This is a genomic window from Bacillus sp. 1A (assembly GCF_052682215.1).
Window position 1 is genome coordinate 5229381 of sequence record NZ_JBQYLZ010000001.1, and the last position, 26272, is coordinate 5255652.

Consider the following 26272-nt stretch of genomic DNA (forward strand, 5'->3'; position numbering starts at 1 on the left):
ATAAAGGCTTCGCTGCTGATTGCCCTATCAGCTATTCTCCTTTCCATCTATTGATAGTTAGAGAATAACCTGAATGCATGTATTCATCAATAATAAAACAGATAAATTTACAATAGGGGTTCCCAGCAATTAAAAGGGTTTTTCAATTGGTATCTCTACCAAAAGCCGCTATAAGTTAACGGATAATAAGGTTAATAATCTCACCACTTGCCGTCAATTTACCTTGACCTGCTAAGTAAAGTGGATAGAAGAATCCACTATAGAATAAGTAACTTTCTAAGAACACACTAGCTACCATTGCCATGTATAACTCTTTTTTCGTTACTTCAGGCTTTAATAAACGACGATAGTAACTAGTAACAATACCAGCTTTTTTCTCAAGTAATGGATGATTGTCTACCCATTCAAAAATATCATCAATTTCTTCTTCTGTAGCTAACGTTGTGAAAATATGACTGTAACTCTTCGCATGTACTTCTTCCATAGCACCCATGAAAGCTAATACACTTTTCGCTTGTAAATTTTCAAGATGAACAAGTACAAGTGGCATCCCTTCGCCACCTTGTTTCGTATCTAAAAGTGTTAAACCACCTAATACACGCTTATAAGCAATCTGCTCTTCTTTTGATAATTGTGCCCAAGTATTTTTGTCAGAAGATACTGCGATTTCTTCTTCTGTCCAAAACTGAGCGATGTTTTGCTTCCAAAACATTAAACTGAAATCATCTTCTTTTTTATTCCAGTTAACAGCGCGCATTGAATCACCCCTATATCAATTATTGTTCTACTGAACGGTTAAATTTCCATCTAACAATGAAAAGCTAACCGTTTAGTAGAACAAACCAAGTATGAGCAGGGTTCATAACCCTGCTCATACTGTTGGGTTATTCATTTAGTATGGCAATATACCATTAAACGGTACAAGCTACGCACTCTTCCACGCTTAACTTACGTGTTCTCGTATAATAAAGACTCTTCAAGCCTTTTTTATGTGCATAGATGTAGTAACGTGCTAATTCACGTGTTGAAATATCACTATTAACGTAAAGAATTGTACTAATTCCTTGGTCAATATGTTCTTGAATTTCTGCGATTAAATCAATTAATTTAAACTGATTCATATCGTAAGAAGATTTATAGTACCAGAACGTATCTTTTGATAAATACGGCATTGGATAATATGTTGTCGCATTCGCATATGTTCTTGATTCGATTTGACTTACGATTGGCATTACGCTTGAAGTTGCATTTTGAACGTAACTGATAGATTGTGTCGGAGCGATAGCAAGACGGTATGAATTATATAATCCATTCTTCTTCACTTGCTCTTTTAAACTTGTCCAATCTTCTTTTGTTGGAATATGAATTCCTTCAAATAGTTGCTGAACTTTTTCAGTTACTGGGCTGTAATCTGTCGTTTCATACTTTTCAAAGTATGTGCCGTTCGCATAATCAGACTTATCGAAGTCTTTAAATGTTTCGCCTTTTTCTTTAGCGATTTCCATACTTTTCTCAATAGAGTAGTAATTTAACATCATAAAGAATGTACGAGCGAACTCTTTCGCTTCTGCACTTTCATATGCGATTTTGTTTTTTGATAAATATCCGTGTAAGTTCATTGCGCCAAGTCCAACTGAATGAAGCTCATCATTTGCTTTTTTCACAGTTGGTGCATTCGGAATGATCGTCATATCAGACACAGCTGTTAAAGCTTCCATTCCCGCATGAACAGCTTCACGAATTTCTTTATTTTCCATTACATTCACGATATTTAACGATCCTAAATTACAGTTAATATCACGACGGATAATATCATCTGTACCATAATCATTTATTTCAGAAGTTTCTTGAAGCTGGAAGATTTCTGTACATAAGTTCGACATCTTCACAGTTCCAATATCCTTCAATGGATGTTGATTATTTGCATTTGATTTAAACATTAAGTATGGGTAACCAGACTCAAGCTGAATCATAGCAATTTTAATAAGCATATCACGTGCACTAATATCTAGCGGCTTCTTCTTCACTTTCGGATTGCTCATTAATTCATCGTACATTTCATCGATATCAATATCATCTAAATGCTTTCCGTATTCTTTATACACCGTATAAGGCGCGAAAACATGGAAAGGTTCGTTTTTCTCAGCTAGCTCAAAGAACTTACTTGGCACGATAATTCCGATTGATAGAGACTGAATACGGCTCTTCTCATCAGCATTTATTTTTTTGGTCAACTCGTCTTCATATTTCTATGAAGGTTGGACTATATCATCAACCTGTAACTGGTTGCCTTGCACTTCGACTGGTACCTATTTCCAGCCTACTCTACTAGCTTTCGTCTAATGACGCGCGTTCGATAGTCTCTACACCTTCTTGAAAGTATTGATAATTAGGAAAGTTATTGGATAGTACTCTATATTTTATCGTATTAGCAGGTACATTAAACGCTCGTCCGGCTTCTGCTAAAGACTCATAGTAAATGTCATTTATAACAATTGGCTTTTTTTGTTTTTCTCTACCTGAATTATATTGATTTTTTTGAGCTTTACTTATCTTCATACATGTTTCTTTTGTATGCTTTTTACCTTTACGAGATCTAGACATTTTTTCTTTTGTTTCATCAGTATGTTTTCTACCATGAAATCGTTTAGTAATCTTAGATCTCATATTCTCCATATGTTGAGGTTTATCATACCAATAATTATTAGGCCCAGTATTAATTTCAGAAAGAAATTTTTTTACTTCCTTTGAGTGGGTTTTCCCATACATATGGTTCTTTTCCCCACTCAACGCCCCACCTCTAGCGATAGGATGTCCGTTGTAGCAATACTGTTTCCCATAATATTGACTTAATAAACTTTGCTCTATCTTATGAAGAATGTCCTTATCATCTGGTAATTTCATTATCCCTTTAAACTCAAATTTATTCTCACCATATAAATTCCAGGCTGCTTGTAAATGTTTACTATGATGCCGATTAGCATTCAATTGATTTCTATGAGTTTTAAATCGTACTTTAAAATTATTAGAACTACCAATATAAAACTTCCTGTTTTCCTTATTAATTATCAAATAAATTCCACAGTTCATGGAATCTCGCCTCCGGTGAATATAAGATTCCACTTCACCCAAGTAATATTTCTTTCAAGCTTGGCACGGTATTACCTGCTATCCACGTACATGGACCGTAGGCTCTCTTAGTCAGCTTCTTCGTGGGTTCTTTTTCTTTTACCCCTTATTCAACTGATACCGTTAGCCGCTAATGCGACACCCTATTGGTTAGGTTCACAAGGTTTTCTCATACACATTACTGTGTAGAGGGACTACCAATTAATCCAAGAATTCAATAATATCCCAATGGAAAATGTTTAAGTATACTGCGCCAGCACCTTTTCGTTGCCCAAGTTGATTCGCATATGAAAACGAATCTTCAAGTAATTTCATAACAGGTACTACACCACTTGCAGCGTTATCGATACCTTTAATTTGCTCACCGCGTGCACGTAGCTTAGACAAGTTTAAAGCTACTCCACCGCCGATTTTTGATAATTGCATTGCAGTATTAATGTTAAAGCCGATTGAATTTAAGCTATCATCCATCTCTAACAAGAAACAAGACACCATTTCTCCTCTTCTGCTTCGTCCCGCATTTAAAAAGGTTGGTGTCGCTGGTTGGTAGTTTTGTTTTACAATCATGCTTGCGAAGTGTTTTGCCTTCGCAACATCACCGCGTCCTAAGTATAATGAAACAATTGCTACACGATCTTCATAGCTTTCTAAGTATTGTTTTTGATCATTTGTTTTTAACGCATAATCTTTGTAGAACTTAGATGCTGCCATATAAGATTGGAACTCGAAGTTTTCACCATAAGCGATGTTATATACCTCTTCTACTTCCTCCAAGCTATACTCGTCCAGAACGTTGTAATAGTAATCATATTCTTTCATATACTCTATTCGCTCTGCCACGCTATTAAAATGAACGGTATTTTCTCTAGCTTCTTCCATAAAGACTTCTAATGCCTCTTTATCTTTATGAAGCTGATAAAAACCGTCCTGCATTTGCGTGATTTCATTATTCAGTTCAATGTGTCGCAATCTCCCGCACCCTTTCCTTAAAATATTCTACATCATTATTTGTTCCTGATAACTCAAATTTTGATACAATAGGCACTTCATATTTAGCAGAAATTTTGTCAGCACTTGCACCGAACATGTCTCCCCAGTTACGATTGCCGCTTGCAGATACGCCTTTTAATTTTTCATTATTGCGCTCTAAAAATTCTAAAACACGTTCTGGTACATTGCCAAAACCTGTTGTATACGTAATTAAAACAAAGTCTTCATCTATTACTAGATCTTCACCAATTTGAACGGCCGGCATATTTAATTTGTGAATGAAACGCTTCACGTTTCCTGTCATAGAATCATATGCAACTATCATTTCCGACCCTCCCTCTCCAATCTATACTCTCTGTATGTTGTTTCTTGATTTCTCTATATATTGTATTACGTTTCAAAATAAGACACAAGATATATGTATAAATTCTTTCTTTTTTTAAATTTTACTTTTCGACAAGACAGTCGATTTTTTTCAATACAATGACTATGAAACAACATTCTAAAACTCATGTCAATAAAGTGCTTTTCAAAAAAGTTGTCAACGAATTTAACCTTATTTTTAAAAAAGTTACCAATATATTTTGTCATAAAACGGCAAATGCTGGAGGAATATATTTCTCCAGCATCACGCAAAAAAGAACAGACATGAAACGATAATCTGTTCTAAAAAACGATTACATTTATCAGTTTTACTTTATTAAATATTATACATATACTTTCGGTTCGCGTTACATACTAAAAGATAACTATTATAGAAAAAGATTATTATTATGGAAATTCAACTTATTTATGAAAAGATTATTCTGAGTGCTCAATGCGCAAAATATCTTTTACAAATATATGATGTGGATTTTCATCTTTATCAATCATTGTACATACAGGAGCTTCTTCATCAAAGTACACAATCATTCCTTCTACGTACTGATATGTATGTTGAACTTGTACGGTTACTTTAATTTCTATAGCCTCTTCATATGCTCTTTTTATTTTCTGAAGCATTTTTGCCGAACACTTTCGTTTCTCTGGATACATGACCATCCCCATAAACCTATTGCCAGCTCTATCTTTCCACATATAATCCCAATGCGGTAATATGCCTTGTTTAAAATCGCCCATAATTCCCCTCCCTATATTCTTCTAGTTACGAACGTGGCGTTTCTGAATATGTATAAATTACTTGTCCGCCGCGCTGTGCGTTCCCAATAATATGTTTAAAATCTTCTCGACTTACTACAACTTCTCTGAACGTATAAAATACATCTTTCGTAACAACATACTCCTTTATTTCACCATTTTTCAGCTGATCCAAAATTGCATTTGCTAATTCTTTATCCATGTATTTCACCTCTATGCAATATTTTATTTTATCGTATATTCTATAGGTCAACAACTGTAAAATTATCCAGGTGCTATACCTTCATTTTCATTATTTTTCAAAAAAGATCTCTTTAGTATATGTCCACTAAATATCATATACTAACATAGCTACTTCTCTATATCAATCATTTCAGCATTCAATTATGCAAAGTTCCATACCACTATGCTACAATATATAAATAGAATTAGGAGGGATACTATGATTCGGAAAGCAAAAAAGACAGATGCGAAGGCAATTGCACCTTTATTATATAACGCTCTGCACGAAATTGCTGAAAAAATCACAGGCAGCACAGTTGAGACAGAAGTATTACTAGGACTTGAAACATGGTTCTCAAAAGAGAGAAATCGACTGAGCTATGAAAACTGTTTTGTATATGTACAAGATGGGGTTGCAGTTGGGGTTATTGTCGCTTATCACGGTAGTGAAGCAACAAGTCTTGATGCACCAATTGTACATTACTTAAGAGAATTACATAAAGATGAATCAATTACATTAGAAAAAGAAGCTGAACTTGATGAATATTACATTGATACATTATCAGTTTCAAGTGCATATGGCGGAAAAGGAATTGGTTCTCAATTAATTGAAGCTGCTGAAATCCATGCAACTGAAAAGGAGCATGAAAAAATCGCATTACTTGTTAATTTAGAAAACACACGTGCCTATTCACTATATGAAAAACTAGGTTATAAAAAAGATCAAATCGTTATGCTTGTAGGCGAACCTTATGCACATCTCGTAAAAACATTAAACATCAAAATTTCTATATCTTAACATAAAAGCACACGATTTATATATAAATCGTGTGCTTTTATGTTAATTTTGTATTTAATACATTTCCATCCATCGCTTCGTGGAATGTATAGGTTGTACATCCCCATGGCTTCCTATGTAAAATAGGCGTACCAGACCACCCCATCGCTCTCAGTTCCGCACCAACCATTGCATTAATGTAATTATGACCTACAAGAGCAATACTTCCATGTACGAGAGCATAACGGTGTAATAAGTAAGCCGCTTGCCTTGCCCTCTCTCTTACTTCCTTATAAGACTCAACACCTTTATGGTAACCAAGTATCCATAATGTTCGCCCGATAAACATCCATACGTTAGGTTTACATTTCAACCATGTTGGAGCATAAAAATTCGTCGGAATTTCAGCTTCCCTAAAAAGAGAATTTTGCATAAAAGATAAAGAATTCATTAATTCAGCTGCTGACTGTATAGCACACCTTTGATCACTCGTTACAATCAACTTTGCTGCTTCAATCGCTTCCATTGTTTCCATTGGTATAGGTGCTTTTTCTGTTATAGCATGTAAGTCATATCCTTTCATCCATTCATGAAAGGATGTAACCGTCATTGGTTCTATAGTACGATCTAAGCGACCATGACGAATAAAAGAAATCTTCATTCTTTCCACTCTCCATTCATCACTTACGAACTCTATTATGTACTATTTTTAAATATCATACCACGCCAAAAAAGAAAGTTATACACCTTTACATATCCCCGCCACTCTCATGTGTGACCCCAGCATGTATACCATCCATCCCATCAAAATATGTAGTCGTTTCATGATGACGAATCTTTTTTAAATTTATATAAGAAAATACAAATAAAGTTAATGCTATAACACTCCCCACAAATTCAAACATCATTTTACCGCCTCTAATTTCCCCCACTTTAGTAGGTTATTGTATATTTTTCATTATACCCCTATATAAAGATACACGCATTAAACCGTTCTTTTTTTCTACTAACTTGGAGTTCTTGCATATTTTCTTACAAAATGTGAATATTTTTCGAATTTTTACTTTGGAAACATTTACAAACTAGACAATATGGTTCAAAATAAGAGGAAATAAAAAAAAACCAAAATTATTCTTTTTTTGGAAAACTGTAACAAGGAGAGTTGCTTATGCAGATCGCAGAAACTGGAGATATCATTGAATTTAAAGGTGGAATGCAAGGCCGTGTTCAAAAAGTAAATCAAAACTCCGTTATTGTAGATATAACAATTATGGAAAATTTTAGAGAACTAGATATGGAACCTCTTACAGTTGTAAGTCATAAAAACTATACTGTCATTAATCAAAATGCATAATATAATAGAAAGAAAGGATCTGTATATCATACAGATCCTTTCTTTCTATTATATATTAACGATTATCAATTGTTTCTGGATATAGATCATGGTTCATCATGCGGTAGTCTGCCATTTGTTCATACTTCGTGCCTGGGCGACCGTAGTTGCAGTAAGGATCAATTGAAATCCCTCCACGTGGTGTGAATTTCCCCCATACCTCAATGTAACGCGGATCCATTAATTTAATTAAATCATTCATAATAACGTTCATGCAATCTTCGTGGAAGTCACCATGATTGCGGAAACTAAATAAATATAGCTTTAAAGATTTACTCTCTACCATTCTTTGTTCTGGAATGTAGCTAATATAAATTGTTGCAAAATCTGGTTGACCTGTTTTCGGACATAAGCTTGTAAATTCAGGGCAATTAAATTTCACAAAATAATCACGGTTTGGATGATTGTTATCAAATACCTCTAAAATTTCTGGGCTATATTCAAATAAATATTTTGTATTTTGATTTCCTAATAAAGTTACATCTTTTAAATCTTCATCTAATCTTCCTGCCATTTTAAACATCCCTTCTCATTATACTCCGCGTTTATTTCCCCATACTAACGCATGAAGCTGCGGCAATACTTTTGCATTATTCATCTCTTTACAATTTACAGCTTTATCGATCAGCCACTCATACTTATCTAATAATTTTTTAATCAACATCGTATCATCCACCGTTTTTGTATCATCATTTCCTACTTGTAAGAAAAATGGCACATCTGGATAACGTTCGTGCATATTAACTGCATACTCAAAGTCATAATCGTCAAATACTACTACCTTTAAACTAATATCTTTTCCTGCTAGTTTCTGAATAACAGCATCTAACTTCTGAAAATCAGTATTCATTGCCGAACTTGGTGGTTTTGGAGAAATCGTTATCTCATCAATTTGAAGTAACCAATCTTGCCATTTACTCCCTTGCGTTTCAATTGCTGTTCGCATTCCATTCTCTTTTAATATAGAAAGAAGAAACTCAATATTTTTCAGCAATGCTGGATTTCCACCTGAAATCGTAACATGAGAAAAATTTTCGCCACCAATTTCTACAAGCTCGTTCCAAACGTCCTCTGCTGTCATCTGTCTAATTTGATCTTTAGCCGATCCATCCCACGTAAAAGCAGAATCACACCAAGCACAGCTATAATCACAACCAGCCGTACGAATAAACATCGTCTTTTGTCCTACAACCATTCCTTCACCTTGAATAGTCGGACCAAATATTTCTAAGACAGGGATTTTACTCATCAAGCATCCACTCCCGTCTTACTTCCGCATAACTAGTCGGCGTCTCAAATAGACGAACAAATTCAACGCGAGCTCCTTTATATTCGTTCGCACGATTATCTTTTAGTAATGCTTCTGCCATCTTTTCATAAATCCAAACGACCATGTTTTCAGCAGTCGTATTCATTGCTGGTAACGTTTCGTTTAAATAACGATGGTCTAAATAAATTTCTATTTCATTCTTCCAAATTTCTTTTATATCTCCAAAGTCAATCGCAAGACCTATTTCATTTACATATCCACTAATCCCAAATACAACTTTATATGTGTGACCATGTAAGTTTTTACATTTCCCCTCATAACAGTGTAAATGGTGTGCTGCATCAAATGTAAATTCCTTGCTGACCATTACTCTTTTATTATGATATTTGAGCTGTTTACGCTGAATATCCTTGTCCATTTTTTGCAAATTTTCTACGATGCGAAATCCAAAGAAATTATCCATTAGTTATTTGCTCCTTCGCGTTCTTGTAGGTACGTATCTAATCCTGCTTTACGAAGCTGACATGCTGGACATTCACCGCAACCATCACCAATGATTCCGTTATAACATGTTAATGTTTTTTCTCGAACAAACTCGAATGCTCCAAGTTCATCTGATAATTTCCATGTTTCCGCTTTATCAATCCACATAAGTGGTGTATGAATTACGAACGGATAATCCATGGATAAATTTAAAGTAACGTTTAACGATTTCACAAACACGTCACGACAATCTGGATAACCACTAAAATCAGTTTCACATACACCCGTTACAATATGACGTGCTCCAACTTGTTTTGCTAATACAGCAGCAAATGATAGGAATAGTAAATTTCGTCCATCTACAAACGTCGATGGCAATTCACCTTCTTCATGTGTAATCTCCATATCCGTTCTCGTTAACGCATTTGGAGCAAGTTGATTTAATAGACTCATATCTAGCACCGTATGTTTAATTCCTAGCTCTTTCGCAATTTCCGCTGCACAATCAATTTCTAGTTTATGACGTTGATTGTAATTAAACGTTACAGCTTCTACTTCTGCAAACTGCTTTATTGCCCAAAATAAACATGTCGTACTATCTTGTCCTCCACTAAAAACAACAACTGCCTTTTCTTTTTTCATTTCACTCATTCTCCTTCTCTACTACGAATAAGAAGAAAGAACGTTCTTGAACTGTCACAATAAAAAAACAAAACAATACCTAAAGATATTGTTGTTTCCATAGTTTTTTATAGAGGGAGTTCGCGAACCTCTCCCGTGCAATGCACGGAATTCCTTCTTTCATTGACAAAGCTTATTGTAACATATTGTATACTACCAGAAAAAATTTCTGATTTTTCCGCTATTTTTCCATTTCATTTCTTTCATTTTATAGTATGATGAATTTAATGCGAGAAGAGAAGAGAGGAGGCACACCACTGAAACCCTTTATTATTTATCTCTTTTTAAATATATTATTCATCCTTGTTACAATGCTCGTATACCATTTATTTTGGAATCAAAAAGGGAAACGTTCTCCTAAATTAAATTCAGCTATATTTATTGTATTATGTTGCCTCGTTACTATACTATGTATCACTTTCGCAGCAAAAACAAATTATGGATTTCAATTTGATATGCGTCATATCGTATTAATTGTCGGTACATTAACCGGAGGTCCTATTGCTGGTGGATCTATATTAGTTGTATTAAATATATACCGCTTCTTATTAGGAGGAATAGGTGTTTTCCCATCGCTTATCGGTTCTATCCTTCTATTTATTGTCCTATTATTTACATACAAATTTTTCAACCGAACTTCTAATCGTATAAAAATAGCACTTGCTATTATCTACAGTCTCACATACGGATTTAGTTGGATACCTTTCTTCCTTTCAAAAGTTACAAACAAGGCTGATTATATACCACATATTATTGTGTATGAGTTATGTACGATACTTGGTACGATCCTTATTTTATATTTACTACACATATTACAAACTCAAGTTCGTCTCCAAAATGAACTTATGAATGCTGAAAAATTTCATTTAATTGGTGAAATGGCAGCGTCTATCTCTCATGAAATTCGCAATCCATTAACTTCAACGAAAGGATTTTTGCAACTTTTACAATCAGATACATGTACTGAGCAGGAGCGAAAATTATATATCGACATAGCCATCAACGGAATCGAACAAGCAAACCACGTTCTTACAGATTATTTAACCTTTGCAAAACCAAGTATTGAAAAAGAACAAAGATTACAGTTAGAAGAAGAACTACTACATGCATTATCGTTAATTACACCGCTTGCTAATTTAGCAAATGTGCGTACACATTATATAAAGCAAAGCACTTCTTTTTTTATCGCGGGAGAAAAACAAAAACTAAATCAATGCTTGTTAAATATTTTAAAAAACTGCATTGAGGCCATGCCAAAAGGCGGTGATCTTTATTTCACATTAGTTCCTGATCATAAGCATATTCAGTTGTATATAAAAGATACAGGAATCGGTATGGATACCGAACAAGTGAAACGTCTTGGCTCTCCTTTCTACTCAACGAAAGAAAAAGGAACTGGTCTTGGAATGATGGTCGTGTTCAGTGTTGTTCAAGCTATGAACGGAAAAATCGATATTATAAGCGAAAAAGGTACAGGTACAACCTTCTTATTAACTTTTCCACTCATACAAAAAACGTGATGAAATAATCATCACGTTTTTTCTGTTCCTTCAACTAATTCAGCAAAGGCTTTCACTTTGCCATGTGGTTTTTGATTTTCTTTACGTGCTTTCCAAGCGCGCTCTTCTTCTTTCTTTTTCTTGGACATACTTTTCAACTCCTTCTTTTCTTTCTCCATGTAGTATTCCAAAATAAGAAAGAAAACTATGCACGTATCAAAAAAGAAGTGGTCTCCCACTTCTTCCTACTTATCGCTGTAAAATTGCATGTTTCGCCTCTTTTAACTGCGTAAGATGTCTTTGTTCATGCAATTCAAGAAATTGAACCCACTGATACAAATTCAGCTCATTAAAAATAGGATGCTTTAATCCATTTTCAAATAGATCTTTTTCATCTATCACACTATGAAGCGCGTGTAATAGTTCTTGTCGTGAATGTTCTAGCAATTGAATTCCTTGCTGTTTTTTCATTAACGTTTCTGTTGGTTCCATTTGCTGAGGAGCTTCTCGTTTATGTGTGCGATCAAGCGTAAGTTGGAGGTCTTTAAATGGAGTCGTGTTTCTTTCATTTTTTTGTAAAGCATATACAAGGGCAGATGTAACTGACTGTTCAACTAAATGCAAGTGATGCAAAATTTGAATAATACTCCATTTATCACGGCGTGGCTTTACATTCACTTCTGTATCATTTAACATTTCAATTTCTGATAATAGCGTGCTTCGAGTAGACTGTAATGAGTTCACCAAACTTTCTAAACTCACATCCATATTAGATTGAAGCATACTTCTTTCCCCCCTTTTGTTGGTGAAAAGAGGTGCTCCTTATTAGAAACACCTCTTTAGTATTCTGAATTTTCTTTTATTATCTCATCATTTTCCCATTATGTCGATGTTAAACATGTGAAAAAAAGCGCATGTTTTTTACAATTTTGTGTCGTCAATCGCACGTAGCCACGCTTCAATTTCTGTAATAACACTTTTCACACAGCCTTCAGCAAATGGTGATGTTAAATTTGCAACTTCTACTAATTCCAAGAATGATTTACTTCCACCTTGTTGACACAGATTCACATAATCTTCCCATGCCTCTTGTCTATTATCTCTTGCACGTTTCCAAAATTGCAGTGCGCAAATTTGTGCTAATGTATAGTCGACATAGTAGAATGGCGAGCTATAAATATGTCCTTGACGTTGCCAGAATCCACCGCGCTCTAAATAATCATTATCTTCATAATCACGATGCGGCAAATACTTTTTCTCTATATTACGCCATGCTGTCTTACGCTCTTCTGGTGATGCTTCTGGATTTTCATATACATAATGTTGATATTCATCAACAGATACACCATACGGTAAAAACAGAAGTGCTGAACTTAAGTGAGAGAAATAATATTTATCTGCATCTTGTTCAAAGAATGACTTCATCCATGGCCATGTAAAGAATTCCATACTCATAGAATGAATTTCACATGCTTCATACGTTGGCCAATTGTATTCTGGAATTTCAAACTTACGACTTTCATATACTTGGAAAGCATGACCAGCTTCATGTGTTAATACATCAATGTCGCCAGATGTTCCGTTGAAGTTTGAGAAAATAAATGGTGCTTTATAATTCTCAATATATGTACAATATCCGCCACCAGCTTTTCCTTTTTTCGCAACTAAATCTAATAAATCATTATCTAGCATGAAATTGAAAAATTCATCCGTTTCAGCCGATAACTCTTTATACATCGTTTTCCCATGATTAACAATCCAATCCGCATCTCCTTTTGGAGTTGGATTACCAGTAGCAAACTCAAAGTTTTCGTCGTAATATGCTAACTTCTCTACACCGATACGTGCTTGTTGTCGCTTTCTTAATTCCGTTGTAACGGGAACGATATAATCAAGTACTTGCTGACGATAATTCGCCACCATTTCCGCATTATAATCTGTACGGTACATTCTTGCATATCCAAGTTCAACAAAGTTTTTGAAACCTAAAGATTTGGCGATTTTCGTTCTCACTTTAACAAGCTCATCATAAATACGATCTAACTCTTCCTCATTCTCAGCTAAAAATCCGTAATATGCTTCACTTGCTACTTTACGTTCATTTCTTTCTTTCCCTTGCATAAATGGAATCAGTTGCGATAACGTTCTTTCTTCTCCTGCAAAGTCAATTTTTGCAGATGCTAATAACTGCGTATATTGTGAAGACAATTTATTCTCTAATTGTAAATCTTTCACAACTTCATCAGAGTATGTTTTCAAATCACACTCCGCTAAAGCAAATAATTGCTTTCCATAATACGCTTCTAATTCTTCACGGAATGGAGAATGAATTAACGCATTATAATACTTTGTACCATATCCTTGTACAACTGGAGAGAATTCATCAAAGAAATCTTGCTCTTCCTTATAAAAAGCATCTGTCGTATCAACAGAATGACGAATGTAACAAAGATTCCCCATTGTACCGAAGTCGTTGCGAATTTCGTTAATTGAATTGATGACTTGTTTTTGTTCTTCTACAGTTTTTGCATTATCAAACTTCTCTAAAGCAACAGTAAACTTTTCTTTTAATTCTTCAATATTTGGCCGTTTATATTCATAGTCTTTAAATGACATGAACGAGCCTCCTCTCCATTATGTGCATCCCTACTATAATTCAATGCTTACTTACAAATCTCCTCTTATTCTTCAACAAAATACGGCAGATGCTGTCATAATTACATGTAAACAAAAGAGCCTTGGATTTCTTTATCCAAAGCTCTTTTGGAACATACTATTATTTTTCATATTTTCCAATCTTTTTTAATAGAGCAAGTAATTCATCCTTTTCCTCTTTCGTTAACATTTCAAAAGACTGATGTATAACTTGCTCATGCCCTGGAAAAATAGAAGCAATAAAGCTCTCTCCAGATTCAGTTAGTTGTGCATAAATAACACGTCTGTCATTCGGGCACGGAATTCTCTTTACTAGTCCCTTTTTCTCTAGCTTATCTACAACATATGTAATGCTGCCACTAGCTATTAAAATACGCTCACCAATTTGCTGAAGTGGTTGACCGCCTTTATGATATAACAGTTCTAATACAGCAAATTCAGTTGGATTTAACCCGTTACTTTGTATAGATTTATTTGTAGTATCCATAACAGATCGATGTACACGAGATAATGCAATAAATACTTTTAAAGATTGAGAAATATCTTCTCGTTCATTATTTGATGTCATACAACTTTCAACCCTTCACTTAAATTCTCAGTAATAAAAAGAAAAAACAACTTAGTACTTCATATAAATTCCGAATGAGTATTCACTCATTCATTTCCTCTCCCCAAATATATTATGAATGATTCTTGAATAAAAACATGACAATTTTAACATAGTTTATATATAATGATAATAAAAAAGAAGGAGTACCAAATTTGAAAGTCAAATTCCACAGCATAGTTTTATATATGGTGCTTGTTATCCTACCAACGATAGGAATTGGTGCTACATTTTATTCATATCATTCGTATAAAATGAAGCAGGAAAACAAACTATCTGCTCACACGGTTCTCTTTTTATATAGAGACTATTTAGATCATCACCTTGGTGAAGCAATTTCCGCATTAGAAATGCTCTCAAAGGTCGTAGGAACCGAGACTGGAAATATAAATGGAGTTAAACAAATTGTACATGATACAGATGGAAACGATACACGTTTTTCTGGTTTATATTACGCTACACCAGAAGGCATCATTACAATCGCATCCGAAGGCGACCGACCACCTGTTGATGTCTCAGATCGCAAATATATTCAAGACGTATTGCAAACGAAGAAAACAACTGTATCATCAGCCATTACAGATCGTGTTCTTGGACATCAAGCTATTATGATTGCTTCTCCCATTTTCAATAAACAGAAGGAAATCTCAGGCTTATTGTTAGCAAGTTTACGCTTTGACTACATTTCATCATCTTTAAATGCCATTAAGCCACAATACCATTTTGAGGTAACTGATAAACATGATGTAGTTTTTCTCAACGATGATAATAACGAAACAAGTGATGCGCATTCTAATATGCTTACTACCCCACTCCAAAGATTAAATTGGAAGGTCTCTGTTTCTCCATTGCCTATCCATCAAAAAACTTTATATCAGTGGGTTGCAATAGAGTGTATAGCTACTTTATTTTTAATGTCTATTTTATTTTTACTTGCTCAATATATGTTGTTAAAACGTCAAACAAAACTGGAAAGACAACAAAATGAAATACAAAAAATTGAATTGGTTGGAACTTTTGCAGCTAGTACAGCCCACGAAATCCGTAATCCTCTTACCGGAATTAAAGGGCTCGTCGCTCTATTAAAAGAGAAATATAAAGATGAACAAGATCAGTTTTATTTTTCCGTCATCGAACAAGAAATAGAACGGATTAATGAAATTGTAAGCGAATTTCTTATTCTTGGAAAGCCAACTGCTATCATTGAACAAACATATGATGTGAGAACCATTCTAAATGAGGTAGCATTAATTATTCAATCTGAGGCGAATCTACATAACATTGTATTCCATTTACATTTGCCAGACCATTCTGTTCATATCCGTTGCTCAAAAGACCATATGAAACAAGTGGTTTTAAACATTACAAAAAATGCAATTGAAGCCATGAATTCTGGTGACACACTGATCATTTCCGTAACAAACAATGAAACACACGCACAATTGCAAATTATAGATACTGGAAAAGGTATTCCAAAACATATTCAAAAACACCTCTTTCATCCGTTCTTTACTAATAAAGATACTGGAACCGGTCTTGGACTTGTCATATGTAAACGAATTGTAGAGATGTACAATGGGCATATTTTTATTGACAGTATAGAAAACGAAGGAACGACAGTTCATATCGAAATTCCGTTACACCTAGTATAATTATCCTTATCCCAAAAGGGTAATTATACTTATTTCATAAAACCAGCCACAAGCATTCGCCAAAAATTACTGGATTTCCCTTCATATCCAATTTGAAAAATAGGTACCTTTATAATTGATAACCATTTTGGTGTTTGTTTTTCTTTATAACGCTGGTACTGTAAAATAAGCTTGTCCAATTCTTGACTCACTTGAATTGTCTCCATACTATTTAACCCACTTGTTAAACCTAATTGAATCATTTCTTCACGTTTCATATGAATATCACGTGAAAGCTTTTCTAATGTGTACTTCCTTTTTACAGTAAACATTCATATCCCCCTTATTATACTTCCATGCTCTCAACTTTACTTCTCCATTGGCCTTTTAACTACTTAATCATATTTGAATTTGAAGAATCAGAAAATTTAACATTTTCTCCCTGTAATTTACAAATCTTTACCCTCACTTTGAGAATTATTACAAATTATTCTATCTTTGTAAATACATTCGCAATAATAGACATTTTTTTCATCTTCTTTTTTTACAAATACCAATTAAATAGCGGATTCTCTATTTTCCATATACTTTTCTTCGACATTTTTTGTTTAATTTTTATAAAAACGCAAAACATAATGATGATTGATAAAGTGAAATTTAATCATTGGGGATTTTGTCCCTTCCTCACTGCTCGCAAATAGCGGGATAAAATAGAAAGGAAATATTTATATGCGCAAATATACGATTGCATTGCTTATATTTACTATGTTCTTACCATCCTTCTTGTTTCCTGTTCAAGCAAAGGCCCATACAAACAAAGTCGCTATTGTCATTGATGACTTCGGCAATAATATGAAGGGGACTGATAAAATGTTATCACTTCCTATTCCACTGACTGTTGCCGTTATGCCTTTTCTCCCTTCCACAAAGGAAGATGCGATAGCGGCTCATAAGAAAGGGCACGAAGTTATTATACATATGCCAATGGAACCTATTAAAGGTAAAAAAGAATGGCTTGGACCAAAAGCAATTACAACTGATTTAAGTGACGAAGAAATAAATAACCGACTCGAACAAGCGATTCAAGAAGTACCGCATGCAATTGGCATGAACAATCATATGGGATCAAAAGTGACCGCGGACGAAAGAATTGTACGACTTATACTTGCAGCTTGTAAAAAACACGGTTTATTTTATTTAGATAGCAAAACAAATCCTAAAAGTGTTGTCCCAAAAATCGGGAAAGAATTAGGAGTACCTATTATTGAAAATCAATTATTTTTTGATGATGTGTATACAGCGGCACATATTTCAAAACAAGCCCAATTACTTATTAAAAAACTTCAAGAAAAACCGATTATGGTAGCTATTGGACACGTTGGACCTCCAGGTGAAATTACATCACGTGTTATAGAAACTTCTATTCCTAAAATTCGCGAACATGCAGATTTTATTTTTTTATCTGATTTAGCATTATCTCCACCTCCTGTTTCAAAATAAGATTCATTACTCGCACTAAAAAAGGTACCAATCTGCATATAGCAAATTGGTACCTTTCCTTTTCACCTTAAATATAATCTACATGACTCACCCTGAATCCTTTTTTCTCTATTTTTTCGATTAATTGCTTTAATCTTTTTTCATTTAACTCATCTGCTATATTTACGATAACGCGGCGAATATATTGATCACCGTTATCTAGCGTAAATAATCCACCGATATTAAAGGCTTTCAACAATGTCCCAAGTTCTTTAATCGTTCCCTTACAATCTTGTGTTGCAATCGTTAATATATAACCACCCGTCCGCATACCGAATGAATCTTCAATAACATCAAATATATTGGAATGCGTTAAGATACCGACAAATTCATTATAGTCATTTAGCACAGCTAAAAATGGAAGTCGACGAATAACATAAAATGCTCTAAAAAAAGAATCCTTTTCAAAAATAAATGCAGAGGAATCTCCCAGCATATGTTCCGTACTTAATTTCTCTAATCCGCTATTACACTTCTTTTCTAAAAGATCTACTTTATAAATAATCCCTATGAATTTCTTTTCATCTTCTGCTAATACAGGGATTGCTCGAAATCCCGTTTCATTCATAATGTGCAAAGCCTCTTCACCTGAATCGTTCATTTTGCAAAATGTTACTTGCTGTTTTGGCAGAAAATGATATTTAACTCGCAAAATATGTTCCTCCTTACATGTCAACATGTAATCTATATATAATAAGGAGACCTATATTTTATGAGTGAAATTATTTTTTAAAACGCTTTCATTTTTTATTGACTTGTAACGACATCACAAACATTTTATATAACAGAGCTCTTTGCACCTTTTATCATTAACAACTTTACATGGTAATTCATTAAATATTCTATACCCTCTAGCCATTTTTTCGCTTCTTCTGGAGTTTTCCCCCACACAATCATGCCATAATTATGAACAAGAACTACTCCTCCACCTTCAATAAAATTCGGTACATTACTTTCTAATAAATCAGCAAATTTCTTCTCATCTTCTACAATCGGAATTGTCATTTCTGTTATACCTTCTTTGCCAAAAACACGTTCCACGCTACGTTTATCGAATGTTACTTCCCCTTCTTCTCCATATAACTCTGATATTAAATGGCTATCTACAGTCTGCACTTGTAAAATACATTCTGCACTACTTTTTTTATAAATATCCGCATGCATAAACGATTCTGCAGCTGGTTTTTCTTCATTTTCAAATACTGGCTCACACATACAATTAACAACAATAAAGTCTTCTTCTGAAAATAACCCTTTATCTCTTCCCTCAACGTTTATTAAAAAAGTTAACGGCTCTTTTGACGTACAGAGTGATAAACTAATTTTTGTACCATAAAACCAATCACGAAGTGCCAATTCAGATTTTACATCTTTTAATTCATTCCATTTCTTTAGAAAAAATAACATTTCGTCACCCCCGGCATAATATTTATATAATGTTCGAATCCTTTCTATGTAAAAGGAGTATTTTTTGATTATTCTAAAAATTTAATTGAATTATCACATGAGAACGCCTTTTTGTCAATATAGTTTCACAGCTCTTCTTTAAAATGGGCCATTCATATATCTATACTCCTGTCTATTACCTATTTCATTTTGTACATAAAAAATACGTTATTCTTTTTAAATCAAAGAATAACGTATTTTCTCATCTTTTATTTCTTTATTGCGTTATATAAAAACTGTGCATATTGTTCACGTGTTACGAAATCATCACCTAAAAAGTTTCCTTTTCCATCACCTTTTGATATATTATTATCCGCTAAAGCTTTCACATAGCCTTCTGCCCAATGACCTTTTGGCACATCAGTAAAGCTCTCTACACTCTTTTCATTTCCCTTTAACTGAAATACTTTTTGTAATACTACTGACATTTCATATCGAGTTAATACTCCATCTGGACGGAACTGACCATTATCGTATCCAGTCATAATACCGGCTTGTGCAACTGACTCAATAGCCCCTTCATACGCATTTCCTTTCGTATCTATAAACTTAATTTTTTGTTCCAGATTACGCTCCAACTTCAAGTACTTTTGTATTAAAACCGCTACTTGACCACGCGTAATATTGTCACCAAATCCAAATTCCCCATTTCCATAACCTACAAATAATTTTTCTTTCGCTAAATGATTAATTGCTTTCTCTGACCAATGGCCCTTTGGTACATCTTTAAACTCTATTACTTCTTCAGCTACTTTTTCATTTACAACCTTTTGAATCACAGAACCAGTGAAGAAAATACCTGTATCATTAAATGGATCTTTCACCCCAAATTCATATACTTTCTCACCTGATGTACTCCATTTCACTACACCATTACTATACGTACCACCATCACTCTTCAGACGGATTTTTGTAGATACCTCGCCGTCTTTTTCGTATATAGGTACTTTTACTTCTTTATTTACCTCTGTATCCTCTAGAAAGACTTTTTGGTTTTGAACATTAATATAAGCCTTCTTACTTAATTCTATTACTGGTCTAACATCGCGGATTTCATTTGCAACAAAACTTAAATATACTAACTTATTCAACTTACTAACTGGCGATAAGTCTGAAATATAATTTGCTTCTAAATCAAGTTTTTGTAAGTTTACTAGATTTGATAATGGAGTAATATCCTTTAACTCATTATTAGGTAAATCTAATTCTGTAAGCTGAGTCATTTTAGCAAGTGGTGTCACATCTTCAATTTGATTTTTACCGATAAATAATTTATTTAATTGATTCATTTGATCAATACCCGATAAATCTTTAACTTTATTACGCGTTAATACTAAGTCTTTTAAAGGTAATGAATATAACGGTTTAATATCTTCAATTTGATTACCTGCTAAAGTTAAGTATGTTACATTTTTCAACGCGCTTAATGGAGCAACATTCGTAATTTTATTATTTGCTAAATTCAAGTAATCTAGTTGTTCCATTTTCGCTAATGCTGTTACGTCTTCTATTTGGTTGCCTGATAGATATAAACTTTTTACATTTTTCATTTCAACGAGTGGTGCAACGTTTGTAATTTTATTATTACTCAAATCAAGAGATGCTAAATTATCCATATTAACAAGTGGTGTTACATCTGAAAATTCATTACCACGCAAAGCTAAATGATTTAATTGCTTTAAATTCGCAAAGAACGACGGATCTGTTATCTTCGCATTCGCAACTGTTAAAGATTTTAAATTTGGCATATATTTTAATGCACTATAATCAAGAATCTCATTCGTGTTTAAAAACAAGTCCTTTACTTGTAATAACTCCTCTTTCGTAATTGGTGTATTTAAATCTTTTCTATTAAATACTTTTTTATTAACAAGTTCTCTTAATTTGTTATCTGTTATCATATTTTGACTATCAACTGGATGATCCGTTTCCGTATTGCCTGAATTAGAGTTATCATCTGGTTTCTCTGTTTCTTTGTCACCTACAGTTGGATCTTTAATTTCAAATTGAACTTGATATTTGTGATCATATCCGATGGCCGGAATAAGTATATGCATTTGCATATTATGCTTCTTCTCAAATTCGCCAATTTCAAATTGGACTACTTTCGTTCCATTTTTCCTCTTATCTTCTGATAAAACTTTCACATCTTGAAATACACCAGGTTGGTTTTTATCCTCTATTCTAAGATATTGAAAATAATCGCTATCTTGTATTGTTACAGTAACGATTTTTTTCCCATCTTCAATTGCTACTTTAGGATTTTTTATGTACTGAGAAACCATAGATGGCTCATCTTTTTGATCCTTATATATTTTAATCTCAGTATCGTATGTACGTTCACTAGCTGCTGCCACCGACTGGTTTGCTTCAGCCTTTAGTGCTGCTAATGCTGGAGTAGAGTATGTAGCAAATGGAATTGCTAATGTTGTGGCTACTACTAGCGCCTTAATATAACTTTTTTTCAAAATAATATCCCCTATCATATATAATTTTCATAATTGATAAATGTTATCAATTATCTACAAGTAAATGATAATGAATATCATTATCATTGTCAATGGTAATATTACATTAAGTTTATATTTCCAAAGATAAAAAATAAAAAACCCTTTAATCAAAGGGCCTTTTTACCTAGCGTATGAAGAATTTCACTTTTTTCTTTTTCATTAATAAAACCAATTTTTTGCAAAATATTTGCATACAATACAAGTTTATTGTATATCCGTTCTGACATGCTTCTCCCTTCTTTCCTTCGACCAACTTTTTTTGTATTGGTAAATTATATGAAAGAGTTGAGAAAATGTGTCCACTTTTTGCATACATACAAATCTTTTATCCCGCTATTTGCGGACAGTAAAACTCCCACCTCAAAAACAGATGGGAGTTCAATTTATTTAGCAAATTGTCCATTGAATATTATGATTTTTGACTTCCTCTTCAAAACTATAGGGCATTTTCTTATCACAAATTACATGTTGAATACGTGAAAATGCTGCTATTCGGTAATTTCCTTTTACCCCTACTTTTGTATGATCACATAAAATATATGTTTTCTCCGCTAATTTCAGCATCGCTTCTGACAGTTTCGCCTTTTCTAATTCAAAACTAGAAACCCCAAAACCAGGTAACAATCCATCAATCGAAACGAATGCTTTATGAAAATGAAATTGCTGGATTACTTGCTGCGAAATAGAACCTGACACACGTGAATGCTTTGGAGATACTTTTCCACCAATAAATAAAACTTCACCGTGAAACATCTTTTTATTAATAGAAGAAATTAATTGTGTTGCTACTGGAAATGAACTTGTTACAATCGTTAAATTTTTGCGATGAACAAGATAGGGCACCATTTGAAGTGGTGTACTTCCATCATCAATCGCAATCACATCCCCATCTTCCACAAACGTTGCTGCTTTATACCCAATTCTCTTCTTCTCTTCTATATGCAGCATCTCTCGTTCTAACATTGGTGCCTCTATTCCAGCTCCCGGAAGTTGGACGGCTCCGCCATACACTTTCTTCAACTTCTTTTCACGATCCAATTCTTCTAAATAACGACGAATCGTCTCTGTTGATACAGCAAACTCTCTCGCTAACTCTGAAACTTTTACTTTCCCTTTAAACTCTACCTTCTCAAGAATGGTTCGCTTTCTTTCTTCACCTACTACAGACATAGATTCACCCCATTGATTTCTACCTCATACACTGCCTTACTTATACAAAGTTATGACTTTCTTTTTCAGTGAAAACTTCTTCATGAATATGAATACCACGCTTTTTTAGTTCATCAAAAATAATTTGTGGATTTACAAAAGCTTCCTCAGGTGTCACAACACCAACTTTGTTTACACTCCCTTTTGCGATTAACTCTGTAGCAATCCCAAATGGAATACCGACGTTTCTCGTATAAGCTCTTAATTTTTCCCATCCTACAACAGAACCATCAGATAACGGGTGTGTATGATATAATACGTGCCTTTGTTTCTCATTATTTTTCATACCTATTACTTCTACATGAAGCGAATAACCGTAAATTTCTGTTTCTTGCCCTTCTTTCGATTGCAATAAATACTTCGAAATACAATCCATAATGCCAATTTCTTTCCCATTTATGTCAACCCGATCATTACGCAATATACTATAATCATATAAAGCACGTACGAGCTGCATATTTTGCTTTGGCCAAGTTCCTCTCGTCTCTATCAGTTTGACCCCTTTATTTTCTAGTGCTTTTGCTAACGTAATCGTTTCAGAATGCGGTATTATATACTGCGTTTCCTTACCATAAGGCGCCGGTAATTCAATTTCTCTCGGACGCGCAAACGGCGGTACTTGCTTAAACTCACCATCTTCATATACTGTACGCGATGGTAAATGTGGATCATATTCATATGTCGTTGTTTCTGTAATTGATGCAGAAAAAGCAATTGGACGGTACGAGCCATGACTTACACGTACTGACTCTACAGTATCTAGCTGATTTGCTACATGCATTGCCATCATTTGCGTTACACCTGGCGTCATACCAAAACCAGGTAAACACGTTTTTTCATTTTGAGCAAATATAGAATGAGATTCATTTTCTTCACCAAATCCATTCAAATTCACACCGTGACAACCCGCTTCTGCAATACATCGAGTAGACAATCCATTTAACTTAATTGTCGTACCGTCCATTACAATGTCATAACCTTTCATTTTTGCAACCGTATCCTCGTGATTCGTTACATCTACTTTCACAAAATCAACACGAGGATCGTTGAGCCATTCTACTACTTTCAGGCCCTCTTCTTCATTAAAATCAGCTACTGTAATCGTCTCAAAAGATGAAAATTGCACTAAATCTAAAATTGCTTCACGACAAATTTTACCTGCTCCACCTAAGCAAAATACTTTCAACCTATAACAACTCCTTTAGCGATACTATCAACTAAGCGATTGATATCTGCCTCATGTACATCACCGATATTTCCAATGCGGAATGTATCTACTTTTGAAATTTTACCTGGATAAATAACAAACCCATCACACTTTAATTCATTATATAACTGCCCAAAATCGAACCCCTCTTCTGGATAAATGAAGGATGTAATAATAGGCGATTGATATTTTTCATCTACTAGTGGCTTAAATCCGATTTCTCTCATTCTATTCACTAATATTTTTTGATTGTTATAATATCGATTGTAACGTGCTTCTACTCCGCCCTCTTTTTCTAATTCAAGTAGTGCTTGATAAAAAGCGTGTACAACATGTGTAGGTGACGTAAAACGCCATTTTCCATTTTGATGTTCCATCGTTTCCCACTGATCAAATAAGTCTAATGATAATGAACGTGCCTGCCCTTTACATTTCACCAATTCATCGCGCTTCGCAATAACAAAGCCGAATCCAGGAACCCCTTGAATACATTTATTCGCACTACTAATTAGAAAGTCAATTTGCAACTCAGCGATATCTATTTCAATACCACCAAAACTACTCATTGCATCAACCAGTGTTACTTTTCCGTATTGCTTCCCTAATTTACATACATCTACAATTGGATTGATAATACCTGTTGTTGTTTCACAATGAACAACTGCAATATGTGTAATCTCTTTATCTCGTTGCAATATCTTTTCTACTGCTGCAATATTAGTAGGCTCCCACTCTTCTGTTTGACTGACCACCACATCTATATGTAACATCTCTGCCATTTGTACAATTCGCTTACCATACGCACCATTTGTACATACGAGCAGCTTTCCATTTTTAGGAACGACAGATCCAATCACTGCTTCAACTGAAAACGTACCGCTTCCTTGCATGAGAACAGTTGTATATGTCTCTTCTTCCTTCGTTGCTAACGATACAAGCTTAGCTCTTACCTCTTGTACCATTGTGTTATATTCAGCATCCCACGTACACCAATCGTATAACATAACTTCTTTTACTGTTTTTGTTGTTGTTAATGGTCCAGGCGTTAATAATAAATAGTGATTTTCAGTCATGATCCTATTCCCCTTTTATGAAATAATAAGTTCTTGTTTCTCGATATGTTCCATTACGTTTTCGAGTTCCTGCATCGTTTCTATCGTAAAGTGCGCCCCATTTTCAACGAAACGATTGCGAACTACTTCTATTTTTTCACGAAGTTCTACCGGATCCATATTCTTCACTTCCTCTTCAGTTAAGCCGAGTTCGCTACTGCCGAGAATTACACCTACTGTCCACATACCAGCATTTCTTCCCTCTTTCATATCTGATACCGTGTCTCCAACTTTTATCATATGATTCATTGGATATACACCAAGCTCCATCGCATTTTTATAGCACATCCACGGATACGGACGACCTGCTGGAACATCATCTGGTGTTACAAGAAAATCAGGTTTATACCCTTGTAGTGCTGCTTCTTTTGCTACAATATCCATCATTTCTCTCGTATAACCAGTCGTTGAACCAATTTTAATTCCTCTTTCACGTAAAGAAGCAATCACTTCTTTTACTCCATTAATCGGCGACGCATAGCGCGGTAAAATAGCGAAGAGAATCTTTTCGAATTCTTCATACATCTCCTGAATGTCTGCTTCTGTTGGTAATTGTCCGAAAATACGATTCCACTCACTCGCAATACGAGTCATCTCTGTTAATGCCCTAACATGATCAATTTTCAATAATCCCATTGGCTTACGGGCTTCTTCTGCAGTAATTGCAACACCGCGTTTATGGAAAATCTCCATAAATACTTCCAGTGGTGCAAAACATCCGTAATCAACTGTTGTACCTGCCCAATCAAAAATAACTGCTTCTACTTTCATTCA

Annotated in this window: 27 protein-coding genes, 3 pseudogenes and 1 riboswitch; of the genes and pseudogenes, 5 read left to right on the forward strand and 25 right to left on the reverse strand. The window is 34.3% G+C overall.

The window, feature by feature from the left end:
- Window positions 1-178 precede the first annotated feature (178 nt).
- The 7 genes and pseudogenes from ACUN0F_RS26770 to ACUN0F_RS26800 form a co-directional block, all read right to left on the reverse strand.
- Window positions 179-757, reverse strand: a pseudogene (locus ACUN0F_RS26770) (ribonucleotide-diphosphate reductase subunit beta); the annotation flags it as partial.
- A 154-nt stretch (window positions 758-911) separates the two neighbouring features.
- Window positions 912-2231, reverse strand: a pseudogene (locus tag ACUN0F_RS26775) (ribonucleoside-diphosphate reductase subunit alpha); the annotation flags it as partial.
- A gap of 97 nt (window positions 2232-2328) precedes the next feature.
- Window positions 2329-3090 (reverse strand): group I intron GIY-YIG endonuclease, encoded by a 762-nt coding sequence (locus ACUN0F_RS26780; RefSeq protein ID WP_264461842.1) that lies wholly within the window; start codon window positions 3088-3090, stop codon window positions 2329-2331.
- Window positions 3091-3333: 243 nt separating this feature from the next.
- Window positions 3334-4098: pseudogene (locus tag ACUN0F_RS26785) on the reverse strand (ribonucleotide reductase N-terminal alpha domain-containing protein); the annotation flags it as partial.
- A complete protein-coding gene (nrdI, locus tag ACUN0F_RS26790) occupies window positions 4085-4444 on the reverse strand; it encodes a class Ib ribonucleoside-diphosphate reductase assembly flavoprotein NrdI (protein ID WP_000634376.1) in 360 nt (119 codons plus the stop codon). The pseudogene ACUN0F_RS26785 and the gene nrdI, both read right to left, overlap by 14 nt.
- Before the next feature lie 476 nt (window positions 4445-4920).
- Window positions 4921-5238, reverse strand: a complete 318-nt coding sequence (locus ACUN0F_RS26795; protein WP_000502198.1) for a hypothetical protein — start codon at window positions 5236-5238, stop codon at window positions 4921-4923.
- Between the two features lie 25 nt (window positions 5239-5263).
- On the reverse strand, window positions 5264-5458 hold the full coding sequence (locus ACUN0F_RS26800; protein ID WP_000356682.1) for a hypothetical protein: 195 nt from the start codon (window positions 5456-5458) through the stop codon (window positions 5264-5266).
- 240 nt (window positions 5459-5698) lie between these two features.
- On the opposite strand from ACUN0F_RS26800, the gene ACUN0F_RS26805 reads away from it, so the two are divergent.
- Window positions 5699-6277, forward strand: a complete 579-nt coding sequence (locus ACUN0F_RS26805; protein WP_046957083.1) for a GNAT family N-acetyltransferase — start codon at window positions 5699-5701, stop codon at window positions 6275-6277.
- A 37-nt stretch (window positions 6278-6314) separates the two neighbouring features.
- Here the strand turns inward: ACUN0F_RS26805 and ACUN0F_RS26810 are convergent, their stop codons facing one another.
- Window positions 6315-6917 carry a histidine phosphatase family protein gene (locus ACUN0F_RS26810; RefSeq protein WP_445540449.1) on the reverse strand — a complete coding sequence of 201 codons (603 nt, stop codon included), beginning with the start codon at window positions 6915-6917 and terminating at the stop codon, window positions 6315-6317.
- 88 nt (window positions 6918-7005) lie between these two features.
- Window positions 7006-7161, reverse strand: a complete 156-nt coding sequence (locus ACUN0F_RS26815) for a hypothetical protein (RefSeq protein WP_002096778.1) — start codon at window positions 7159-7161, stop codon at window positions 7006-7008.
- A gap of 263 nt (window positions 7162-7424) precedes the next feature.
- Between ACUN0F_RS26815 and ACUN0F_RS26820 the strand changes: the two genes are divergently transcribed.
- Window positions 7425-7610, forward strand: a complete 186-nt coding sequence (locus ACUN0F_RS26820) for a YkvS family protein (RefSeq protein WP_001165081.1) — start codon at window positions 7425-7427, stop codon at window positions 7608-7610.
- A gap of 55 nt (window positions 7611-7665) precedes the next feature.
- On the opposite strand, the gene queF is transcribed toward ACUN0F_RS26820, so the two are convergent.
- From queF to queC, 4 genes are read right to left on the reverse strand one after another with little or no spacing between them, the layout of a single operon-like run.
- The gene (queF, locus tag ACUN0F_RS26825; RefSeq protein ID WP_000918895.1) at window positions 7666-8163 is read right to left on the reverse strand and encodes a preQ(1) synthase; all 498 of its coding nucleotides are present in this window, start codon (window positions 8161-8163) and stop codon (window positions 7666-7668) included.
- An 18-nt stretch (window positions 8164-8181) separates the two neighbouring features.
- Complete coding sequence (gene queE, locus ACUN0F_RS26830) at window positions 8182-8898, reverse strand: 7-carboxy-7-deazaguanine synthase QueE (protein WP_000036277.1); 717 nt, start codon at window positions 8896-8898, stop codon at window positions 8182-8184.
- Window positions 8891-9382, reverse strand: coding sequence for a 6-carboxytetrahydropterin synthase QueD (queD, locus tag ACUN0F_RS26835; protein ID WP_000368411.1), 492 nt, complete (start codon window positions 9380-9382; stop codon window positions 8891-8893). Before queD ends, queE begins: the two co-directional genes overlap by 8 nt.
- Window positions 9382-10044, reverse strand: a complete 663-nt coding sequence (gene queC / locus ACUN0F_RS26840; protein WP_000711606.1) for a 7-cyano-7-deazaguanine synthase QueC — start codon at window positions 10042-10044, stop codon at window positions 9382-9384. Before queC ends, queD begins: the two co-directional genes overlap by 1 nt.
- 93 nt (window positions 10045-10137) lie before the next feature.
- Window positions 10138-10181, reverse strand: a riboswitch (PreQ1 riboswitch).
- A 213-nt stretch (window positions 10182-10394) separates the two neighbouring features.
- On the opposite strand from queC, the gene kinB reads away from it, so the two are divergent.
- Window positions 10395-11603, forward strand: coding sequence for a sporulation sensor histidine kinase KinB (gene kinB, locus ACUN0F_RS26845; RefSeq protein ID WP_033662656.1), 1209 nt, complete (start codon window positions 10395-10397; stop codon window positions 11601-11603).
- An 11-nt stretch (window positions 11604-11614) separates the two neighbouring features.
- On the opposite strand, the gene ACUN0F_RS26850 is transcribed toward kinB, so the two are convergent.
- From ACUN0F_RS26850 to ACUN0F_RS26865, 4 genes are all read right to left on the reverse strand, one after another.
- Window positions 11615-11731: a DUF6254 family protein gene (locus ACUN0F_RS26850; protein WP_000038254.1), complete on the reverse strand. Its 117-nt coding sequence runs from the start codon at window positions 11729-11731 to the stop codon at window positions 11615-11617.
- A gap of 100 nt (window positions 11732-11831) precedes the next feature.
- On the reverse strand, window positions 11832-12365 hold the full coding sequence (locus ACUN0F_RS26855; protein WP_000941972.1) for a DinB family protein: 534 nt from the start codon (window positions 12363-12365) through the stop codon (window positions 11832-11834).
- Window positions 12366-12503: 138 nt separating this feature from the next.
- A complete protein-coding gene (locus tag ACUN0F_RS26860) occupies window positions 12504-14198 on the reverse strand; it encodes a M3 family oligoendopeptidase (RefSeq protein WP_445540450.1) in 1695 nt (564 codons plus the stop codon).
- Between the two features lie 160 nt (window positions 14199-14358).
- Window positions 14359-14805 carry a MarR family winged helix-turn-helix transcriptional regulator gene (locus ACUN0F_RS26865; RefSeq protein WP_000203344.1) on the reverse strand — a complete coding sequence of 149 codons (447 nt, stop codon included), beginning with the start codon at window positions 14803-14805 and terminating at the stop codon, window positions 14359-14361.
- A gap of 194 nt (window positions 14806-14999) precedes the next feature.
- Here ACUN0F_RS26865 and ACUN0F_RS26870 point away from each other — a divergent pair, with 194 nt between their 5' ends.
- Window positions 15000-16496 carry a DUF3149 domain-containing protein gene (locus ACUN0F_RS26870; RefSeq protein ID WP_000865030.1) on the forward strand — a complete coding sequence of 499 codons (1497 nt, stop codon included), beginning with the start codon at window positions 15000-15002 and terminating at the stop codon, window positions 16494-16496.
- A gap of 29 nt (window positions 16497-16525) precedes the next feature.
- Here ACUN0F_RS26870 and ACUN0F_RS26875 read toward each other — a convergent pair whose 3' ends face one another.
- Window positions 16526-16807: an aspartyl-phosphate phosphatase Spo0E family protein gene (locus ACUN0F_RS26875; RefSeq protein ID WP_000495533.1), complete on the reverse strand. Its 282-nt coding sequence runs from the start codon at window positions 16805-16807 to the stop codon at window positions 16526-16528.
- A 397-nt stretch (window positions 16808-17204) separates the two neighbouring features.
- Between ACUN0F_RS26875 and ACUN0F_RS26880 the strand changes: the two genes are divergently transcribed.
- Window positions 17205-17975: a divergent polysaccharide deacetylase family protein gene (locus ACUN0F_RS26880; protein WP_001234116.1), complete on the forward strand. Its 771-nt coding sequence runs from the start codon at window positions 17205-17207 to the stop codon at window positions 17973-17975.
- Window positions 17976-18042: 67 nt separating this feature from the next.
- Here ACUN0F_RS26880 and cbpA read toward each other — a convergent pair whose 3' ends face one another.
- The 7 genes from cbpA to phnX form a co-directional block, all read right to left on the reverse strand.
- A complete protein-coding gene (gene cbpA / locus ACUN0F_RS26885) occupies window positions 18043-18666 on the reverse strand; it encodes a cyclic di-AMP binding protein CbpA (RefSeq protein ID WP_001264215.1) in 624 nt (207 codons plus the stop codon).
- A 125-nt stretch (window positions 18667-18791) separates the two neighbouring features.
- Window positions 18792-19421: a class II aldolase/adducin family protein gene (locus tag ACUN0F_RS26890; RefSeq protein WP_000895986.1), complete on the reverse strand. Its 630-nt coding sequence runs from the start codon at window positions 19419-19421 to the stop codon at window positions 18792-18794.
- A gap of 248 nt (window positions 19422-19669) precedes the next feature.
- Entirely contained in the window at window positions 19670-21928 is a 2259-nt protein-coding gene (locus tag ACUN0F_RS26895) for an NEAT domain-containing leucine-rich repeat protein (RefSeq protein ID WP_445540451.1), read from the reverse strand.
- Window positions 21929-22357: 429 nt separating this feature from the next.
- Window positions 22358-23140 (reverse strand): DeoR/GlpR family DNA-binding transcription regulator, encoded by a 783-nt coding sequence (locus ACUN0F_RS26900; RefSeq protein ID WP_000117659.1) that lies wholly within the window; start codon window positions 23138-23140, stop codon window positions 22358-22360.
- A gap of 40 nt (window positions 23141-23180) precedes the next feature.
- Window positions 23181-24365: a saccharopine dehydrogenase family protein gene (locus ACUN0F_RS26905; RefSeq protein WP_445540452.1), complete on the reverse strand. Its 1185-nt coding sequence runs from the start codon at window positions 24363-24365 to the stop codon at window positions 23181-23183.
- Window positions 24362-25459, reverse strand: a complete 1098-nt coding sequence (gene phnW, locus ACUN0F_RS26910; RefSeq protein WP_000138238.1) for a 2-aminoethylphosphonate--pyruvate transaminase — start codon at window positions 25457-25459, stop codon at window positions 24362-24364. Before phnW ends, ACUN0F_RS26905 begins: the two co-directional genes overlap by 4 nt.
- Before the next feature lie 15 nt (window positions 25460-25474).
- Window positions 25475-26269: a phosphonoacetaldehyde hydrolase gene (gene phnX / locus ACUN0F_RS26915; RefSeq protein WP_426967516.1), complete on the reverse strand. Its 795-nt coding sequence runs from the start codon at window positions 26267-26269 to the stop codon at window positions 25475-25477.
- Between the last annotated feature and the right edge of the window lie 3 nt (window positions 26270-26272).

What these genes read in the sequence shown, in the direction of transcription:
- ACUN0F_RS26805 (WP_046957083.1), top strand. Translation starts at nt 5,699, where the DNA reads ATGATTCGGAAAGCAAAAAAGACAGATGCGAAGGCAATTGCACCTTTA.
- ACUN0F_RS26865 (WP_000203344.1), bottom strand. Translation starts at nt 14,805, where the DNA reads ATGACATCAAATAATGAACGAGAAGATATTTCTCAATCTTTAAAAGTA.
- queC (WP_000711606.1), bottom strand. Translation starts at nt 10,044, where the DNA reads ATGAAAAAAGAAAAGGCAGTTGTTGTTTTTAGTGGAGGACAAGATAGT.
- ACUN0F_RS26875 (WP_000495533.1), bottom strand. Translation starts at nt 16,807, where the DNA reads ATGTTTACTGTAAAAAGGAAGTACACATTAGAAAAGCTTTCACGTGAT.
- kinB (WP_033662656.1), top strand. Translation starts at nt 10,395, where the DNA reads ATGCTCGTATACCATTTATTTTGGAATCAAAAAGGGAAACGTTCTCCT.
- ACUN0F_RS26795 (WP_000502198.1), bottom strand. Translation starts at nt 5,238, where the DNA reads ATGGGCGATTTTAAACAAGGCATATTACCGCATTGGGATTATATGTGG.
- phnX (WP_426967516.1), bottom strand. Translation starts at nt 26,269, where the DNA reads ATGAAAGTAGAAGCAGTTATTTTTGATTGGGCAGGTACAACAGTTGAT.
- nrdI (WP_000634376.1), bottom strand. Translation starts at nt 4,444, where the DNA reads ATGATAGTTGCATATGATTCTATGACAGGAAACGTGAAGCGTTTCATT.
- ACUN0F_RS26860 (WP_445540450.1), bottom strand. Translation starts at nt 14,198, where the DNA reads ATGTCATTTAAAGACTATGAATATAAACGGCCAAATATTGAAGAATTA.
- ACUN0F_RS26880 (WP_001234116.1), top strand. Translation starts at nt 17,205, where the DNA reads ATGCGCAAATATACGATTGCATTGCTTATATTTACTATGTTCTTACCA.
- ACUN0F_RS26890 (WP_000895986.1), bottom strand. Translation starts at nt 19,421, where the DNA reads ATGTTATTTTTTCTAAAGAAATGGAATGAATTAAAAGATGTAAAATCT.
- ACUN0F_RS26820 (WP_001165081.1), top strand. Translation starts at nt 7,425, where the DNA reads ATGCAGATCGCAGAAACTGGAGATATCATTGAATTTAAAGGTGGAATG.
- ACUN0F_RS26815 (WP_002096778.1), bottom strand. Translation starts at nt 7,161, where the DNA reads ATGTTTGAATTTGTGGGGAGTGTTATAGCATTAACTTTATTTGTATTT.
- queE (WP_000036277.1), bottom strand. Translation starts at nt 8,898, where the DNA reads ATGAGTAAAATCCCTGTCTTAGAAATATTTGGTCCGACTATTCAAGGT.
- phnW (WP_000138238.1), bottom strand. Translation starts at nt 25,459, where the DNA reads ATGACTGAAAATCACTATTTATTATTAACGCCTGGACCATTAACAACA.
- ACUN0F_RS26855 (WP_000941972.1), bottom strand. Translation starts at nt 12,365, where the DNA reads ATGCTTCAATCTAATATGGATGTGAGTTTAGAAAGTTTGGTGAACTCA.
- ACUN0F_RS26850 (WP_000038254.1), bottom strand. Translation starts at nt 11,731, where the DNA reads ATGTCCAAGAAAAAGAAAGAAGAAGAGCGCGCTTGGAAAGCACGTAAA.
- queF (WP_000918895.1), bottom strand. Translation starts at nt 8,163, where the DNA reads ATGGCAGGAAGATTAGATGAAGATTTAAAAGATGTAACTTTATTAGGA.
- ACUN0F_RS26810 (WP_445540449.1), bottom strand. Translation starts at nt 6,917, where the DNA reads ATGAAGATTTCTTTTATTCGTCATGGTCGCTTAGATCGTACTATAGAA.
- queD (WP_000368411.1), bottom strand. Translation starts at nt 9,382, where the DNA reads ATGGATAATTTCTTTGGATTTCGCATCGTAGAAAATTTGCAAAAAATG.
- ACUN0F_RS26780 (WP_264461842.1), bottom strand. Translation starts at nt 3,090, where the DNA reads ATGAACTGTGGAATTTATTTGATAATTAATAAGGAAAACAGGAAGTTT.
- ACUN0F_RS26900 (WP_000117659.1), bottom strand. Translation starts at nt 23,140, where the DNA reads ATGTCTGTAGTAGGTGAAGAAAGAAAGCGAACCATTCTTGAGAAGGTA.
- ACUN0F_RS26800 (WP_000356682.1), bottom strand. Translation starts at nt 5,458, where the DNA reads ATGGATAAAGAATTAGCAAATGCAATTTTGGATCAGCTGAAAAATGGT.